At 59.5% G+C, this 17526-nt stretch carries 12 protein-coding genes; 5 read left to right on the top strand and 7 right to left on the bottom strand.

Annotation, left to right across the window (positions count from 1 at the left end; genetic code table 11):
• Positions 1–58 precede the first annotated feature (58 nt).
• From AC3WTM_RS08090 to AC3WTM_RS08110, 5 genes are all read right to left on the bottom strand, one after another.
• Positions 59–2266 (bottom strand): autotransporter outer membrane beta-barrel domain-containing protein, encoded by a 2208-nt coding sequence (locus AC3WTM_RS08090; RefSeq protein ID WP_173677965.1) that lies wholly within the window; start codon positions 2264–2266, stop codon positions 59–61.
• Between the two features lie 240 nt (positions 2267–2506).
• Positions 2507–4534: a hypothetical protein gene (locus AC3WTM_RS08095; protein ID WP_102670419.1), complete on the bottom strand. Its 2028-nt coding sequence runs from the start codon at positions 4532–4534 to the stop codon at positions 2507–2509.
• Positions 4535–4792: 258 nt separating this feature from the next.
• Positions 4793–5980 carry a pyridoxal phosphate-dependent aminotransferase gene (locus AC3WTM_RS08100; RefSeq protein WP_102670420.1) on the bottom strand — a complete coding sequence of 396 codons (1188 nt, stop codon included), beginning with the start codon at positions 5978–5980 and terminating at the stop codon, positions 4793–4795.
• A gap of 263 nt (positions 5981–6243) precedes the next feature.
• Positions 6244–7398, bottom strand: a complete 1155-nt coding sequence (locus AC3WTM_RS08105; RefSeq protein ID WP_102670421.1) for a glycerate kinase — start codon at positions 7396–7398, stop codon at positions 6244–6246.
• 257 nt (positions 7399–7655) lie between these two features.
• Positions 7656–8777 carry a sugar diacid recognition domain-containing protein gene (locus tag AC3WTM_RS08110; RefSeq protein ID WP_090455446.1) on the bottom strand — a complete coding sequence of 374 codons (1122 nt, stop codon included), beginning with the start codon at positions 8775–8777 and terminating at the stop codon, positions 7656–7658.
• A 169-nt stretch (positions 8778–8946) separates the two neighbouring features.
• On the opposite strand from AC3WTM_RS08110, the gene AC3WTM_RS08115 reads away from it, so the two are divergent.
• The 3 genes from AC3WTM_RS08115 to rarD all read left to right on the top strand — a co-directional run bounded on the left by AC3WTM_RS08115 (position 8947) and on the right by rarD (position 12518).
• Complete coding sequence (locus AC3WTM_RS08115; protein WP_102670422.1) at positions 8947–10257, top strand: MFS transporter; 1311 nt, start codon at positions 8947–8949, stop codon at positions 10255–10257.
• Between the two features lie 158 nt (positions 10258–10415).
• Complete coding sequence (locus tag AC3WTM_RS08120; protein ID WP_102670423.1) at positions 10416–11426, top strand: aldo/keto reductase; 1011 nt, start codon at positions 10416–10418, stop codon at positions 11424–11426.
• Between the two features lie 210 nt (positions 11427–11636).
• Entirely contained in the window at positions 11637–12518 is an 882-nt protein-coding gene (gene rarD / locus AC3WTM_RS08125; protein ID WP_102670424.1) for an EamA family transporter RarD, read from the top strand.
• A gap of 59 nt (positions 12519–12577) precedes the next feature.
• Here rarD and hppD read toward each other — a convergent pair whose 3' ends face one another.
• Both hppD and AC3WTM_RS08135 read right to left on the bottom strand, forming a co-directional pair.
• Positions 12578–13654: a 4-hydroxyphenylpyruvate dioxygenase gene (gene hppD / locus AC3WTM_RS08130; RefSeq protein ID WP_102670425.1), complete on the bottom strand. Its 1077-nt coding sequence runs from the start codon at positions 13652–13654 to the stop codon at positions 12578–12580.
• Positions 13655–13904: 250 nt separating this feature from the next.
• On the bottom strand, positions 13905–14849 hold the full coding sequence (locus AC3WTM_RS08135) for a DMT family transporter (protein ID WP_102670426.1): 945 nt from the start codon (positions 14847–14849) through the stop codon (positions 13905–13907).
• A 77-nt stretch (positions 14850–14926) separates the two neighbouring features.
• Between AC3WTM_RS08135 and AC3WTM_RS08140 the strand changes: the two genes are divergently transcribed.
• Entirely contained in the window at positions 14927–15799 is an 873-nt protein-coding gene (locus tag AC3WTM_RS08140) for a LysR family transcriptional regulator (RefSeq protein WP_102670427.1), read from the top strand.
• A gap of 112 nt (positions 15800–15911) precedes the next feature.
• Positions 15912–17444 carry an EAL domain-containing protein gene (locus AC3WTM_RS08145; RefSeq protein WP_102670428.1) on the top strand — a complete coding sequence of 511 codons (1533 nt, stop codon included), beginning with the start codon at positions 15912–15914 and terminating at the stop codon, positions 17442–17444.
• The last annotated feature ends 82 nt before the right edge of the window (positions 17445–17526 follow it).

A 17526-nucleotide genomic window follows, 5' to 3' on the forward strand; every position in this document is an offset into this window, starting at 1 on the left:
AAGAACATTGAACCGGTAGTGCATTGGCCTACAGACGGGTCGAGATCAAGCCAAATGTTTACCAGCTATAGCGCGCGCCCACGTTGAAGCCCCAAGGCTGCTCTATCTTGTCGCCATTGCTGTAATCAAGGTCCAAATGCATGGAAACCTTGTCAGTCACCGCCATGGCCACGCCCGCGCCCAACTCGCCACGAGAGCCCGACAGGTCGGTACTGAAACGGTTGTCATTGACCTCGACATCGCTGTTCTTGGCAAACTCGTGTACGTACGCGGCACGCAGGTACGGCTGGACCGTTTTACCTTGCGCCCAGGTAAAGTTGCGACCCACCGTGGTACCGACTTTACCCAGCAAGGAATGCACACGATCACCTTTGGCGGCCAGGCCGTTGTCCAGCTCGTAATCGGCGCCATCGATCATCACACCGGACAGTTGAGCGTAGGGCTCGACAAAGTAGTCATCCGCCAGCTTGATGTTTCGCCCAAACTCCAGCGACGCACCGATGCCGTCAGTGTCGTAATTGCCCTTGGTTTTCTTGCCGTCGCTGAGTCGAACGTCGGATTCGTTCTGGAACCGGTTGTATTTGACGACACCGTCGAAGTAATAGCCGCTCTGCGCGTCCAGCCAGGTCGTATAGGCACCCAGGTAGTAGCTGTCGACTTCACCGTTCGTGCCACGGCTCATGTCCAGGTCGGACTGGCTGTAACCGCCCAGCACACCGACCAGCCATTGCCCGTCGCCCATGGGCAGCGGCGCATCGGCACCGAACGAAATGCCTTGCTGGGTTTGCTTGTAGGCCACGCCGGCGCTGTCACTCACGTTGTATTTATTGCCATAGGCACGGATCCAGCCACCGGCCTTGCCCTGATCCATGCGCACCTCGCCCATGCGGGTGCGCAACGTGCTGAGTTCACCGTACCAGACCGTCGGGGCCGCGTTGAACAACGCCATGACCGATTGTGTACCAGGGCTGATCGCCCGTGTGGCCGTGTCCAGGACCCACTCGTTGTCGCCTTGCTTGATCAGGTCGTAGGAAAACGCCCCGAGGTCCACGGCACCACCGGCCAAGGCGAAGGTGGCGTCACCCGAGCCGATACTCACCACGGCCTTGGAGCCTGCCCCTACCGGTTCAGTGCCCTGGCTGTCGAGGGCAATAAGATGGTTGCCACTGGCGTTGCCAGACACGGTCAGGGTATCCACCTGCCCGGTGGTGAAGTTGTTGTGCATATAGAACGTTCCCCCCGTACCCGACAGGGTTTTCAAGGAGAGATTGAAATACTGCCCCGGGTTGCCGAACTGGACGCCACCGCCGTTGAGCGAAAGGTTTTTGACACGGCCGTCACCGACCATCACCCAGCGTGCATCGTTGTTGACGGTCAGGTTCTCGACGTTTTCCAGGCGCCCGGTCAAGGTTGCGGCGCGGTCCAGCAGCACTTCGGCGCTGCTGCCGTCGGCCACGACGATATCGCCGACGAGGTGACTGTTGTTGACCGCGAAGTTGGCCGCCGCGCCGTTGAGCACTTCCAGCAATATGCCGTTGCCACCTTTGAGCGTGGAACCATTATTGACCTCGATATTAACCTGCTCACTGTTGGTCTGGTTCACGCCTTGTATAACAATCGCCGAGCCATTGACTCCCTCGACATGGCTGTTGTTCAAAACCAGCGCATCGTCGGTAATCAAATCATTGCTGAACAGCCTGACCCCATTGAGCCCACCCATGACGGTGCTGTCAGTGGCGGATATTCTGCTGCCAAACGCTTCGATGCCGATGCTGGCGGCATTGGTACCGATGACGCGTGCACCGGATTGCAGCGTCAGTTGGCTCTCGGCGCTGACGGTGGCGCCACGGTTACCACCGACGATTTCACTGTCGCTGACCGTCGCACTCGAGGCTGACCTGCCAGCACGTATCAGACTCAGCCCGGTGCTGGCGCTGACCACTCTGCTTTTATTGGCAATAGTCGCCTCGCTCCCGGACAGCCGAACGCCATTGGCGGCACCCGTTGCATTGACCGCCGTGCCGTTGAGCGTCACCTTCGAACCGGTTTGCGCGCTAATTTCCCGGGTGGTGGCGCCATTCGCCGTCAGGCTGGCCGCGTTGATCAGTCGATACTCATCAGCCGCAACAGAGCCGTCGATGGTTTTGCTCCGGCCATCAATCAAGTCCGCAAGCGCGCTTGGGGCAATCAGGAATAATGGCGTCAACGTGGCCAGTTTGAACCAGTACGCAAGCGGTGTGACGGGAAATGAATGAATGAGTCGCATAGGGTCGCTCCTGAATACAGCAACGGACTGTAAATTCGCGCCGACAGGATGCCGTTGAACCGGGTCGGGCGGTTTAGGGACGGCGATCCTAAGTAAAATGCGTACTTGCGGTATGTAGGATTTATCCTCAAAACGCTTGGCACCGCTCAACGGGCCGTTTGGTTTGAGTGAGAACAAACCTGCCACCGGATCCGGGTCGATACGAACCGAAGCAGTCCGTGCCGACCCGGCATAATCAAGCTAGGGGCCCGTAATCGGGCAGGATCCCGTCGGTGTGCTGAACGCTGTGCGAACGATCCACGGCTCCGATTCAATGTCTTCGGTGCCGTCATTGAAGAAATACTGAATCTTCAGGCGACCTACACGAGTTGGGTTTTCGTCGTAAAGCGGCAGGATATGTTTATCGTACGGCTGCACTAGAAACGTGAATCCCGTCACCGGGAACCCGGTGGTACCGAGCGTAAAGTCAGCCTTGAACTCCGCGCCGATAATCGGATCCTCGGCGGAGCCCAGGTTGCCTCTCATGGGTGTGACGATGACACTGATCTTGTCCCCCGACACAAGCAAACCGGTCAGGTCCGGTATATCGGCCTTGAGCGATCCATCGGGTTCCAGAGTGTTACAACGCGGGAAGCCATCGGGTACGGGAATGGTGGGGAAACTCGCACGGGGTAGTTCTACTGCAATCGCATTGACCACGACATTCGTTGTTGGCGAGTACAGATCGTTCACCAGGCCCGGCGCGCTCACCCGGTAGTGGACGGGCACCGGATTACCGTTGCCGCCTTTCTTGATGTACGACCAGGGAATGTTGACCTTGTAAGGACCGCCCGGCACATGCTCGGGATCGGCATCGTCAAATTCGACCTGCGCCTCGACCAAACGCTCGCCGTTCCAGTAAAAGTCGATGATGTGGCCATTCTTCGCGTCGCTGTACCAATCGAAGTGGTAGGTGGCGTCCTTGTCCTTATCGGCCCGAGTCAGTTCATTGGTCCGGCTCGCATCGAAGTTCTTGACTTCACCTTCGAGCAGGCCCGGGTGGATCGGGTTGGGCCAGTCTACCGGCGGCCATGGGTCGGGCCATGGCACAGCCACCTCAAAGTTGACGTCAAAGTCGTCACCCACTGGACCGAACAAGCGTCCCTGGCGAACAACGTGGTAGCTTACCCGCGTTGATTTCACCCCGGTCGTCATCCGTCCATAGTCTTCAAGCATCAGCTTGTTGGGCAACACCTGTATTTCAATATCTGAGGGTGGAACGCTTCCCAGATCGTGGTCGCCCAAGACCTGAGCTCCCCACTGCAAACGAATGCGATCCCCGCCTTTGGCGTTGTCAAACCTGAAGATCCATGTACTCACACCGTGAGCAACATGCTGCATGTTCAAGGGGCCGGGGTTGGCTTGCGGCACACGCGGCGCGAACAGGTTGGTGGGCAACGGGCCGAACGTGAGGCTGACTTTTTTGTAAAGCGCCGGCGGGCTATCGTTGAACGCTTTATCGCGCAAGGCATAGGTAACCAGCGCCTTGGCATCGCCAAACGCGCGGATCTTGTCTGCGTCAATGTCGACTTTGCTATCGGTGATGCCCGGTGCGGGCGCCGGCCCGACATAAATCGGGGGGGTAGTGGTGGGGTCTTCCGGGATGTTGTCTTCATCAACCAGGTACACGGCAATTATATCAGTGGCTTGCCAATCCCCGTAGCCAGGGATGGTCATGGACAATTTGCCGCCGACCGGCAGCAACACATCGTCGAGGTAGTCCCCTGCAAATACCGGCGCCTTTGGCGCATCGTGTTTATAAGGCGGTAGTCGATCGCAAATGACCGTGGTGATAAACGAGTCAAATTCGTCCCCCGCAAAATCGAACAGTTTGTAGCGCAGGCGGCACGTCGCGTCATCCGGCAGCGCATTGGTCGGGATTAACATGTCAAACGGAAAGGTTTCGGGATACGTGCCACCATCGGTTGGCATCGTGAACACATGAGAGGCTACTGTTGAAAAGGTGCCTGAACCAGGGTCAATCTGCAGTTCGACTGTTTCTTCCATACCAGCGAATGGCGCCTTGTTTTCCCACTCCGGGACTTTGACCTTGAGCCCGCCATTGTCCTTCAGTCTTGGCCCATGGAGGAGCTTGGTTGCGAGGTCCGCAAAAGCGTCCGAGGCAATAATCAACTCCATGTCGGCAAGCTTTGCCCGATACTTGGAGCGCATTTTCAGATAGGCGCTGTTCGCTTCCTGTTGCGCCCGGATGTCCTGATCGATCGACATGCTCTTACCCTCCTGTCACGCCATTTGAGCCATAGGCAGCGCTACGGCTGATCCATAGGTCAACAGCGTGGGCGTTGCGGGCAAGCCAAAAAATGGTCCAGCGCAGCAAGCCAAACTGACCTTGGGCGGATTAAACGCTCATGAAAAAAAAAGCGATACTGTCAAAGTTGACAGGTGGGGGCCGATTCCCTGCGCAGGAAGGATGGCGCGCGCAGGGTGCAAAACGGTGAAGAAGAGCTCAAGACCGCGACGAAAAAATCAGGCCCGCCGCCCTTCAAGCATATTCGTCACACACATCACGATACGTCGGCAGGCGTCCGCCAGCTTCGGCCGATCCACCACCAGACCGATGCGAATATGCCCCGCCGCACTCGGCCCGAAGGCTTCGCCGGCCAGCACCGACACGCCATAACCGTCCAGCAGCCGCTCGGCAAAATGTTGGGCGGACAACCCGGTCTGGCGCACGTCGACCATCACGAACATGCCGCCATCGGGGCGAATCGCCTGGATGCCAGGGCACAGATTCAAACTGGCGCACACCAGGTCGCGACGCTGGCGATATTCCTCTCGCATCTGCGCCACGTGCGGCAGGTTTTCATCCAGCGCCAATTGCGCGGCGTTCTGGATGAAATCCGGAATGCCAAACAGCATGCACAACGACAGATTCACCAAATGTTCACACAGCGAATGCGGCCCGATCACCCAACCCACCCGCCAGCCACTCATAGCGTGGGATTTCGACAGGCTATTGATCGTCGCCGTGCGTTCGGCCATGCCGGGCAAACTCGCGGGGCTGATGTGCTCGCCCTCGAACAGCAACTCGCTGTACACCTCGTCGCTGATCAACCACAGGTCATGGCGAATGCACAATGCGGCCAGCGCTTTCCAGGCCGTCAGCGACAGGCTGGCGCCGGAGGGGTTGTTCGGGCTGTTGAGCAACATCGCGCGGGTGTTCGGCGTGATCAGTGCCGCGACATCCGCCGGATCGACCCGAAAGCCGTTCTGCGAGCGCACCGGCACCGGCACCACTTTCGCCCCGCAGGCACCGAACACGCCTTCGTAGGTCACGTACATCGGCTCGGCGACGAGCACTTCGTCCCCCGGGTCGAGCAGGCATTGAGCAACCGAATACACCGCGCACTGCGCCCCGGGGAATACGATCACGTGCTGCGCATCCACGGCCTGGCCGCTGCGTCGGCGATGATGGCGGGCGATGCTGTCGCGCAGGCCTTGGCTGCCGCGCACCGCCGGGTAGTGCGTGTCGCCGGCCAGCAAACTGCCAATCGCGGCCTGGACGATGGGTTGTGGGGTGTCGAAATCCGGGTCGCCGATCGATAGCAGCAAGACATCGACACCCTGCTCGCGCAGCGCCAGTGCTCGATCGTGAATCCGCCAGGCTGCCGCTCCGTCACCGGCAATTCGTTGGGTCAAGGCTGAGTAGCGCATGGCGTTCTCCTGTCGCGCGTGTTCCTTGCCTCAACCCTATATTAAATCGCGAAACACGCCACCCCGCAGGCACCTGTTTAATAGCGTTTAAGTAATGCGCTGCTGAGGATTTCCAACAGCGTGATGCTGGCGGAGATCACGGCGAACCAGGTGCTGTAACGGGAATCCTGTAGGAGCGAGCTTGCTCGCGAAAAACCAGAGAATGTCGCGGGGTGTCTGACTGGGCGCGTTACCGTTCACCACCATCGCGAGCAAGCTCGCTCCTACAGGGGGCGCGGCGTTGTACGAGCAGCCAGCCGCCAAACCCGCGCCACATCGGTCGCCCGCTCACGCAACAAGCGCGGTGCTTCGGCACAAGCCTGCTCCAGGGTCATCGGCCCGCTCGCCAGGGCAAACGCAGCGTCGATACCGTGCTCGTACAGTGCCTGATAGCCCTCGCCCAACGTGCCAGCGATGACAATGACCGGCACGCCGTGTTCCCGGGCGACCCGCGCCACGCCAAACGGCGTCTTGCCGCGCAGGGTTTGCGCATCGAAACGCCCTTCACCGGTGATCAGCAGATCGGCGCCTGCAACGGCGTCGGCCAACCCCACCAGTTCGGCAACCACCTCGACTCCGGCCTTGAATTGCGCACCGAGGAACGCCTTGGCGGCAAACCCCAGGCCGCCTGCCGCGCCACTGCCAGGCTCGTCGCGCACGTCGCTGTTCAAGGCTTGCGCGCAGAGGTCGGCAAAGTGCCCCAGGGCGCGGTCCAGTTGCTCGACCTGCACGGGCGAGGCGCCTTTTTGCGGGCCGAAAATCGCCGAGGCACCATGGGGGCCGCACAGCGGGTTGTTGACGTCGGCGGCGATGTCAAAGCGGACCTGGGCCAGGCGCGGATCAATCTCGCTCAGGTCGACGCGTGCCAACTGCCCAAGGGCGAGGCCGCCCGGTGACAGCGTCTGCCCCTGGGCGTCGAGCAATCTCACGCCCAAGGCCTGCATGGCACCAGCGCCGCCGTCATTGGTCGCACTGCCGCCAATCGCCAGGATCACCCGTTGCGCTCCGGCATCCAGCGCGGCGCGGATCAGTTGCCCGGTGCCGAAGGTGCTGCTGATGCACGCATCCCGTTGCGCCACCGGGACCAACTGCAAACCGCTGGCCTCGGCCATTTCGATGATTGCGGTGTGGCTCTGGGGCAACCAGCCCCAGGCGGCTTCCACCGTGGCCCCCAGCGGCCCGCGAACCAGAGTGCGGCGCTGCTGGCCTTCGCACGCGGCCAGGATCGACTCGACAGTCCCTTCCCCGCCGTCGGCCATCGGGCATTTGATCAGTTGGGCATCAGGCCAGACCTGCGCCAATCCCAATGCAATGGCATCGGCAACGCCTTGGGCGCTAAGGCTGTCCTTGAACGAATCGGGGGCGATCACGATTTTCATGGGAATTCTCCAGTTCCAATGCCCACATGCTGCCAGCCGCCATGAACAATAACGCCGGGCCGCTGCACAAGCGGTGTTGAGGATTATTGTTCATTTCCACAAAACCCGGCGGGAGCGGCATCGTCCACAAATCTGTGCACCACCACAAATAACTGTGGGAGCGAGCTTGCTCGCGATGGCGGCGCATCAGTCAGCATTAATGTCGCTGACACACCGCTATCGCGAGCAAGCTCGCTCCCACAGGGCAATTGCGTGATTCATGGATGGGTGTCTGACTCGGGCAGCAGTTGCACGCCAAGGTAGAGTGCGAGCATGCCGTCCAGTCGCAATGGATCAACCCCACTCAGCTCGGCAATCCGCTCCATGCGATACCGCAGGCTGTTGCGATGGATGCCCAGTGCATCGGCGCAGGCCTGGCTCTGACCGTCGTGTTCACACCAGCTGCGCAGGGTCGCCAGCAACTGACCGTTGCTGTCCTTGGCAATGACCTTGCGCAGCGGATTGAGCAATTCGTCGAGGGCGTCGTCGTTGCGGTGGCGCCAGAGCATCACCGGCAGTCGATAGCGGTTGAGCGTCAGCAATCGGGAGCGCGGCAGCACTTCGCGCCCGTAGGCCAGCAAGTCACCGACCCGACGATAGCAGCGACGCAATCCGGAAAGTCCATCGGCCTGCCCACCCACGGCAATGCGCAGGATGTTCCAGCCCAGGCCGTCGAGTTTGTCCAGCAAGCGCTCGTTCTCGACCGTCTGGCTGGCCGGTCGGCACCAGAGCAATGAGGTTTTGGCCGAACTCACGCACCAACTGTCCGGATGACGGCTCGTCAACCAGGCACTCAGTGCCTCGACGGTTTGCCCTGGTGCATGTTCCAGGCCCAGTTCGAACAAGTACGGCACCCGGGTCATTTGTGGCTTGAGGCCCAACTGCTGAGCTTCATCGACCAGTCGTGGAGAATCCCCGGCTTCGCTCAGCAGCAGCGCCAGCAAGTCATCGCAGCGCTGGCGCCGCCATTGCTGTTCGGCCTGCTGGTTGCGCTGGCCCACCAGCATTTCGGCGGTCATGCGCACCAGCTCGGCGTAGGTGCGCAGTTGCTCGGGTTCGCCGGTGATGCCCAGCACGCCGATCAAGCGCTGGTCGAGCATCAATGGCAGGTTGATGCCCGGTTGTACGCCCTTGAGGTGAATCGCCGTCTGCGCATCGATCTCCACCACCCGGCCATTGGCCAATACCAGTTGCGCGCCTTCATGCCGGGTGTTGACCCGCTCCGGTTCGCCGCTGCCCAGGATCAAGCCCTGGCTGTCCATGACGTTGACGTTGTACGGCAGAATGGCCATCGCCCGGTCGACGATGTCCTGGGCCAGGTCGTGATCGAGTTCGAACATAGCGGGGATCCTTGAAACAGTGGTGGAACGGGTTGTTCACCCGCACAGGCCTTGGTGGCAAACCCTGTGCTCAGGCACAAAGACAGCCACCCTGAGGGTGGTCGAGACTCTCTGGGCGATCAACGTTACCCTTTGCATCGCAAAAAATCATAATAAAGAGAGAGCCGCCATGACACAGAGCGCCGTAGCGTCCGACGCCATCGCTGACGACAAAAACGCCGTCTACAAGCGCATCACCCTGCGTTTGATTCCCTTCATTTTCATCTGCTACCTGTTCAACTACCTCGACCGGGTGAACGTTGGATTTGCCAAACTGCAGATGCTCGACGCGCTGAAGTTCAGCGAAACCGTGTACGGCCTCGGCGCCGGCATCTTCTTTATCGGTTACGTGCTGTGCGGTGTGCCAAGCAACCTGGCCCTGACCAAGTTCGGCCCACGGCGCTGGATCGCGTTGATGATGATTGCCTGGGGCACCCTGTCGACCTGTCTGCTGTTCGTCACCACGCCGACCGAGTTCTATACCCTGCGCCTGTTCACCGGCGCGGCCGAAGCCGGGTTCTTCCCGGGCGTGGTGCTGTACCTCTCGCAGTGGTTCCCGACCTTCCGCCGTGGCCGCATCATGGCCTTGTTCATGTCGGCGATCCCGGTATCCGGCCTGCTCGGCAGCCCGTTCTCCGGCTGGATCCTCAATCACTTCGCCGCTGGCCAGGGTGGTTTGGCTGGCTGGCAGTGGATGTTCCTGCTGCAAGGCATTCCCACCGTCATCCTCGGTGCGCTGGCTTACTTCCTGCTCAGCGACAGCTACGCCAATGCCAAGTGGCTCACGCCATTCGAGCGCTCGGTGCTCGAAGCCGACCACGCGCAAGATCTGGCCAACAAACCGAAAACCACGACCGATTCGCTGCTGGCGGTGTTCAAGAACCCGGCGATCTGGGCTTTCGGTTTGATTTACTTCTGCATCCAGAGTGGCGTCTATGCGATCAACTTCTGGCTGCCGTCGATCATCAAGAACCTGGGCTTCAGCGATAACCTGGTGATCGGCTGGTTGAGTGCGATTCCGTATTTGCTGGCGGCGCTGTTCATGTTGTTTGTCGGTCGCTCGGCAGACCTGCGCAAAGAGCGCCGCTGGCATTTGGTGGTGCCTATGTTGATGGGCGCGCTGGGGCTGCTGATTGCGGTGAACTTCGCCGCCAACCCGGCCATCGCGATACTTGGTCTGACCATCGCCACCATGGGCGCCCTCACCGGTCTGCCGATGTTCTGGCCGGTGCCGACTGCCCTGCTGAGTGCCGGCGCTGCCGCCGGTGGCCTGGCGCTGATCAACTCGATGGGGCAGATGGCCGGTTTCCTCAGCCCCTACCTGGTGGGTTGGGTCAAGGACAGCACCGGTTCGACCGATGCGGCGCTGTACCTGCTGGCAGGTGTGATTGTCTGCGGCAGTTTGCTGGCACTGCGCATGACCCGGACCCTGCGCGCCTGATCAACACAAATCCCTGTGGGAGATTCTATGGTTGAGGGCTTTCCTTCAACCATAGAATCTCCCACAGTCTGATTCCGGCGTGTTCGATATTTCGATTTGCCCCATGGGATGATTCTGGTATCTGATTGAGCCTTTCCCACTGGTAAAAGGATTTGCTCATGAGCTACCGCACGCTGGGTCATTCGGGTCTGCAGGTGTCCACCCTGACCCTGGGCACCATGATGTTCGGCGAACAGACCAGCACCGAAGATTCCCTGCGGATCATCGACAAGGCCTGGGACCAGGGCATCAATTTCATCGACACCGCCGACGTCTACACCAACGGCCGTTCCGAGGAAATCGTCGGCGAGGCCATCGCCAGCCGCCGCCATGAATGGGTGCTGGCCACCAAGGTCGGCTTCGGTCCCGTGGACGGTGTTCCCAACCGCAGCGGCCTGAGCCGCAAGCACCTGTTCAATGGCATCGATGCCAGCCTGACGCGCCTGGGCACCGACTACCTCGACATCTATTACCTGCACCGCGAAGACCACAATACGCCGCTGGAGGTCACGGTATCGGCCATCGGTGACTTGATCCGCCAAGGGAAAATCCGTTACTGGGGCCTGTCCAACTACCGTGGCTGGCGCATCGCCGAAGTCATTCGCGTCGCCGACAAGCTTGGCGTTGACCGGCCGGTGATCAGCCAGCCGCTGTACAACATCGTCAACCGTCAGGCAGAAACCGAGCAGATCACGGCGGCGCAAAGCTACGGGCTTGGCGTGGTGCCCTACAGCCCGCTGGCGCGCGGCGTGCTCAGCGGCAAATACGCGCCGGATGTGAAACCTGATGCCAACAGCCGTGCCGGACGCCAGGACAAACGCATCCTGGAAACCGAATGGCGCGTCGAATCCCTGCGCATCGCCCAGCAAATCCAGCAATACACTCAGGAACGCGGCGTCGGCATCGTCGAGTTCGCGATTGCCTGGGTGCTGAACAACAGCGCCGTCACCTCAGCCATTGTCGGGCCGCGTACCGAAGCGCAGTGGGACGCCTACACTAAGGCGCAGGCGGTGACGATCACGGCCGAGGATGAGGCGTTCATCGATTCGCTGGTGACACCGGGGCATGCGTCGACACCGGGGTTCAATGATGTGAGCCATTTTGTCTCCGGCCGCAGACCGTTTAACTGAAAAACATAAACCCCTGTAGGAGCGAGCTTGCTCGCGATGGTGGTCAACGATAACGCGGGGAGCCTGCCTGCCCGCGGTGTCTGGTCGTTCATCGCGAGCAGGCTCGCTCCTACAAGGGGATGTTGGAAATATTGATCATCCGGACAATATTCAGCACAAAAACCACGTATCCTCCGCCCCCCGTTTCACCTTCAACCTCGCGAGGACAGCTTGTCTAAAGGTATCGCTCTATCGGTTTCAGCCTCGGTGCTGTTTGCCGTCATGTATTACTACACGTCGCTGCTCACCCCCTTGAGCGGTGTGGAAATCTTCGGTTGGCGCATGCTGCTGACCGTGCCGTGCATGACCGTGTTCATGGTGCTGTCCGGGGAGTGGAAGCGCGTGCTGGAGATCGTTCGGCGCGCCATGGCCAATCCGAAACTGATGGGAGCGCTGATCGCCTCCTCTGCCCTGCTCGGCGTGCAATTGTGGCTGTTCATGTGGGCACCGTTGAACGGCTACAGCCTCGACGTATCACTCGGCTATTTCCTGCTGCCGCTGACCATGGTCTTGACCGGTCGCCTGGCCTACGGCGAACGCCTGTCCTACCTGCAGAAAGTCGCCGTGGTGTTCGCCTGCCTGGGGGTGGTCAACGAGGTGTATCAGGTCGGTGGTTTTTCCTGGGCGACCCTGCTGGTCTGCGTGGGTTATCCGGCCTACTTCGTCCTGCGCAAACGACTGGCGGCGGACAATCTCGGCGGCTTGTGGCTGGACATGGCCTTGACGCTACCGGTGGCGATCTGGTTCGTCCAGAGCGGCGCGCAAGGTTTTGGTGTGTTTGAACAGCATCCATGGTTATCGCTGTTGATCCCGATGCTCGGCGTGATCAGCGCATCGGCATTGGTGGTCTACATCATTGCCAGCCGCCTGCTGCCGTTCAGCCTGTTCGGCTTGTTGAGCTATGTCGAACCGGTGTTGCTGCTGGGCGTGGCGTTGCTGTTGGGAGAGAGCATCAAGGCCGGCGAATGGCTGACCTACATCCCGATCTGGATGGCCGTGCTGGTGTTGGTGTTTGAAGGGTTCAAGCATCTGGTCCGGCAGCGCAGACCTTAAGCACATGCAAAACAAATGTGGGAGCAAGCTTGCTCCCACAGTTTTATCGGTGTAGCGGCTTAGTCGGTGGAGAGAACACCACGACGAACCTGGTCACGCTCGATGGATTCGAACAGCGCCTTGAAGTTGCCTTCGCCGAAACCGTCGTCGCCCTTGCGCTGGATGAACTCGAAGAACACCGGCCCCATCAGGGTTTCCGAGAAGATCTGCAACAGCAGACGCTTGTCTCCCGACTCTGACGAACCGTCCAGCAAAATGCCTCGCGCCTGCAGTTGGTCAACCGGCTCGCCATGGTTCGGCAAACGGCCTTCGAGCATTTCGTAGTAGGTCTCCGGCGGCGCGGTCATGAAACGCATGCCGATGCTTTTCAGGTGATCCCAGGTCTTGATCAGGTCATCGGACAGGAACGCAACGTGCTGGATGCCCTCACCGTTGAACTGCATCAGGAACTCTTCGATCTGCCCGGCACCCTTGGACGACTCTTCGTTCAGCGGGATGCGGATCATGCCATCGGGTGCGGTCATGGCCTTGGAGGTCAGGCCGGTGTATTCGCCCTTGATGTCGAAGTAGCGGATTTCGCGGAAGTTGAACAGCTTCTCGTAGAAGTTGGCCCAGTAGGCCATGCGACCGCGATACACGTTGTGGGTCAGGTGATCGATGATCTTCAGGCCGGCACCGACCGGATGGCGGTCAACGCCTTCGATGAACACGAAGTCGATGTCATAGATCGAGCTGCCTTCGCCGAAACGATCGATCAGGTACAGCGGTGCGCCGCCGATGCCTTTGATCGCTGGCAGGTTCAGTTCCATCGGGCCGGTTTCGATGTGAATCGGCTGGGCGCCGAGTTCCAGGGCACGCTTGTAGGCTTTTTGCGAATCCTTGACGCGAAACGCCATGCCGCACACCGACGGACCGTGCTCGGCCGCGAAATACGAAGCCACGCTGTGGGGTTCGTTGTTGAGGATCAGGTTGATCGCGCCCTGGCGATACAGGTGCACGTCCTTGGAACGGTGGGTCGCCACCTTGGTGAAGCCCATGATCTTGAAGATCGGCTCCAGGGTGTTCGGGGTCGGCGATGCGAGCTCGATGAATTCAAAGCCCATCAGGCCCATTGGGTTTTCGTATAAATCTGCCATGGTCGGCGCCTCATCATTTTTTATCAATTAACAAAGGTTAGTTGTAAGCAATGCTGAGACCGGTGGGTGGCGCACAGGAGATGCCCCGCACACTGCGGGCGAGAAAGTCACCGTAGATCAGTTGAAACCCGAATATCTTCATTTTCGACCCAAGGCTCTTGCGGGCGAGGCTTCTGCTGCCAGAAGACGATTATTATTGTATGCGTAACCCGATTCTACACAGCGTAAATCAGTTTGTCCGCCTTCTGTATCAAATCCCCTTTTTCCATGCCCGCGCAAGGGGTTTGTTGCAGAGGAAAATCCCCGCCAGTATCAGCCCGCCACCCAGGTACATGGCCAGCGTCAGCGGCTCATCCAGCAGCAGCGCGCCAAGGATCACCGCCGTCAACGGGTTCAAGGCAATGAACACCCCGGAACGGGTCGCGCCGATTTTGCGAATACCGTCGTAGTAGCCGATGTACGCCAGCGCCGACCCCAGCACGCCCAGGTACAAAAGGCTCAACCATTGCTGCGCACCCAGCTGGGCGATCGCGGCGACACTCACCTCGCCGCGCACGATACTGGTCGTCCAAAGCATGATGGTGCCCAGCAGGATCGAATAGGTCACCGTTTGCACCGGACCCAGGGTGTGATTCAGCTCTTTGGAGAACAGCGAGTAGACACCCCAGCCCAGGACGCAGCCGAAAATCAGCAAATCGCCGAGCCAGACATCGGCACCGCCAGCCAGTAGCTGTGGGTCGCGACTGACGATCACCATGCTCGCGCCCGCCACGCAGATCGCAATGCCGACGACTTTCGCCCGATTCAAACGCTCCTTGAACACCAGCCAGGAAGCCAGGCCGATCACCGCCGGATTCAGCGCCACGATCAAGGATGCCCGTGAAGCGTTGATGTAATGCAGGCCATAAAAGAAGCACAGGTTGTAAAAAAATATCCCGAAAAAGCCAAGCAATGACAATTGCAGCCATTGCCGGGGGCTGGGCCGGACCAGCGGTATCCTTACCATGCGTATAAACAGCAGCAATGCCACGCTGGCCAGCAGAAACCGCAGGCTGGCAGCCAGTAGCGGGCTGAGGCTACCAGCCAGATAGCGTCCGGCAACGAAGGTGCCACCCCACACCATGGTGACCGCCGCCAGTTTCAGATACACCGGGAGATCCGATGGTTTTGACAGGCTTTGCTCGCAGATCGTCATAGATTCCAGGACCGAATGTCGGAGAGATGCCGTATCATTCGGTTAATACCCAGTCATCGTAAAATGAGCAAACACTCATGACCCTCACTCAACTGGAGATTTTCTCCCTCGTGGCCGAACTCCACGGCTTCACGGCAGCGGCCAATCGCCTGGGTATTTCCCAATCGGCGGTGTCCCATGCCTTGAAGTCCCTGGAGTTGGAGTTGGGTGTCGAACTGTTACGCCGACATCAAACCCAGGTCGAACTGAGCGACATTGGCCAGCAGTTGTTGCTGCGCGCCCGAGCGATGCTCGGCCTGGCCAACACCCTGCGCCAGGAAGCGGCCGATGCCAGGGGCATGAAACGCGGCACGCTGCGAATCGGCTCCTTCGGCCCGACTTCATCGATCAAATTGCTGCCGTTGATTCTGCAGCAGTACCGCGCCGCCCATCCCGGCATCGAGGTGCATATCGACGAAGGCCCCGACCGTCAGGTACTCCAGTGGCTGGAGGAACGGCGGATCGACATTGGCTTTGTGGTATTGCCCGAGGAGCGTTTCGACACGGTCGCGCTGATCGAAGACCAGATGGTCGCGCTGCTGCCCGCCGACCACCCGCTGGCGGTTCACGACAGCCTGAGCCTGAAGGATCTGTGCGACTTCCCGTTCGTACTGACCGAGGCCGGTTCTTCGGAGCTGGTTTCACGTCTGTTCACAGCGGCCCGACTGACGCCCAATATCCGTTATCGCTGCTCGCAGTTGATCAGCACCCTGGATGTCGTCGCTCGTGGCGACGGGGTGACGGTGGTTGCCGAAGGTTCATTGCCTAGTCAGATTGACCGCCGCTACGTGAAAAAACCGCTGTCGCCGGCGGTGTTGCGCCAGGTCGGCCTGGCGGTGCTCGATCGACGCCAGGCGTCACCCGCGACGCTGGCCTTTATCAAGCTCGCCGAAAGCCTTGACTTGCGTTGAACGGCATAACCGCCAACGGCCAACTATCATGGCCCATACCCGAACTCTTCATGGGAGGCGTTTTGCCCCGCCATCAATTGAGAGCCTTACATCTTCGTGACAGGACTCGCGAATGCCGCTGAAAGCCAAAACCCGCAGTCGCAGCACAAAAATTGTCGTCACTCTGATCAGTGGCTTGCTCCCGGTGCTGCTGGGGGCCGCCATTCTTTACATGCAAGCAGGGCGTGCGCTCAAACAAGACGCCGAACAAACCGCCGAAGAAGCGGTTCGTCAGTTCGACCTGATGCTCGACAACAACGCCCAGGCTGCTCGTGAATTGCTGCCGCTGGCAGGCCAAAGTTGCGGTGAAGTCACACTGGCGCTGCGCGAGCAGGTCACTCGCCGCCCCTTCGTGCGTTCAACCAATCTGGTGTGGGACAACAACCTCTATTGCAGCTCTCTGTTCGGCGACTACCAGGAGAGGGTCAACCCTGGTGACTACACCCAGGGCGCCTTATGGCTCTTGAGCGGCAATCCGGTAACGCCCAACACCGCCGTGCTGGTGTACCGGCTGAGCGAAGGAAAAAAAGGCGCACTGTCGACCCTCGATGGTTATCACTTGATTAATACCCTGCGCCTGATCGGTCGCAATACCTTGCTGGCACTGCAAGTTGGCCCGGACTGGATATCCGCCGATGGCAAGGTTCATACCGGCACTGCGCCTGACCTGCCCGTTGCGCAAAGTCGCTTGACCTCCGGGCGCTATGCTTTTGTCGTGGAAGCCGGTTTTCCCAAAGGCGAAATCTGGCGATACATACGCAGCGAATATCCGCCGCTGCTCAGTCTGCTGATTTTCTTCGGTGTGATTGCCGGGGCTATCGGTCACGTCCTGCAAAAGCGCTCCTCGGCACCTACCCAGGAAATGCAGCGGGCACTGGAAGCTTCAGAGTTCATTCCGTATTTCCAGCCCGTGGTGCATGGCGATAGCAAAAGCTGGTCCGGCGCTGAAGTGCTGATGCGCTGGCAACATCCAAAGGAAGGCCTGGTGCGTCCGGATCTGTTTATTCCGTTTGCAGAGCACTCCGGGCTGATCGTGCCGATGACCCGCTCACTGATGCGACAAACCGCCGCCCTGCTCGCACCGCAATCGGCCAGCTTCAACAAACCGTTTCACATTGGCATCAACATCACCGCCAGCCATTGCCAGGACCTGGAACTGGTCAAGGATTGCCGCGAGTTTCTAGATGCGTTCGAGCCTGGCTCGATCCATCTGGTACTGGAACTGACCGAGCGTGAATTGATCGAGCCCACGGCCATCACCCTGCAACTGTTCGAACAACTTCGCGAACTGGGTGTAAAAATCGCCATCGATGACTTCGGCACCGGCCACTCAAGCCTTGGCTACCTGCGGCAGTTCAATGTCGATTTTCTGAAAATCGACCAGAGTTTTGTCGCCATGATCGGCGTCGACACACTGTCGAGCCACATCCTCGACAGCATCATCGAACTGGCGGTCAAACTCGACCTTGCCCTGGTGGCTGAAGGCGTCGAAACCCGCGAACAGAGTGATTACCTGAGCGTTCACCAGGTCAACTTCCTGCAGGGTTATCTGTTCGGCAAACCCATGCCCGGTGAGGAATTCATTAGTGCATTAAGCGACCATTAACTCGCGAATTCAATCGTCAAAACAAACGATTACCCGCACCAATTTGAATCAAAACACTACTGACGTTACATGAAGAAAAAGA

The organism is Pseudomonas sp. EU05-FHT14B02 (assembly GCF_058791055.1).

Bases quoted from the DNA above. Each gene is read 5' to 3' on its own strand.
- AC3WTM_RS08135 (WP_102670426.1), bottom strand. From the start codon at position 14,849: ATGACGATCTGCGAGCAAAGCCTGTCAAAACCATCGGATCTCCCGGTG.
- AC3WTM_RS08120 (WP_102670423.1), top strand. From the start codon at position 10,416: ATGAGCTACCGCACGCTGGGTCATTCGGGTCTGCAGGTGTCCACCCTG.
- AC3WTM_RS08095 (WP_102670419.1), bottom strand. From the start codon at position 4,534: ATGTCGATCGATCAGGACATCCGGGCGCAACAGGAAGCGAACAGCGCC.
- AC3WTM_RS08105 (WP_102670421.1), bottom strand. From the start codon at position 7,398: ATGAAAATCGTGATCGCCCCCGATTCGTTCAAGGACAGCCTTAGCGCC.
- hppD (WP_102670425.1), bottom strand. From the start codon at position 13,654: ATGGCAGATTTATACGAAAACCCAATGGGCCTGATGGGCTTTGAATTC.
- AC3WTM_RS08090 (WP_173677965.1), bottom strand. From the start codon at position 2,266: ATGCGACTCATTCATTCATTTCCCGTCACACCGCTTGCGTACTGGTTC.
- AC3WTM_RS08115 (WP_102670422.1), top strand. From the start codon at position 8,947: ATGACACAGAGCGCCGTAGCGTCCGACGCCATCGCTGACGACAAAAAC.
- AC3WTM_RS08110 (WP_090455446.1), bottom strand. From the start codon at position 8,777: ATGTTCGAACTCGATCACGACCTGGCCCAGGACATCGTCGACCGGGCG.
- AC3WTM_RS08100 (WP_102670420.1), bottom strand. From the start codon at position 5,980: ATGCGCTACTCAGCCTTGACCCAACGAATTGCCGGTGACGGAGCGGCA.
- AC3WTM_RS08145 (WP_102670428.1), top strand. From the start codon at position 15,912: ATGCCGCTGAAAGCCAAAACCCGCAGTCGCAGCACAAAAATTGTCGTC.
- AC3WTM_RS08140 (WP_102670427.1), top strand. From the start codon at position 14,927: ATGACCCTCACTCAACTGGAGATTTTCTCCCTCGTGGCCGAACTCCAC.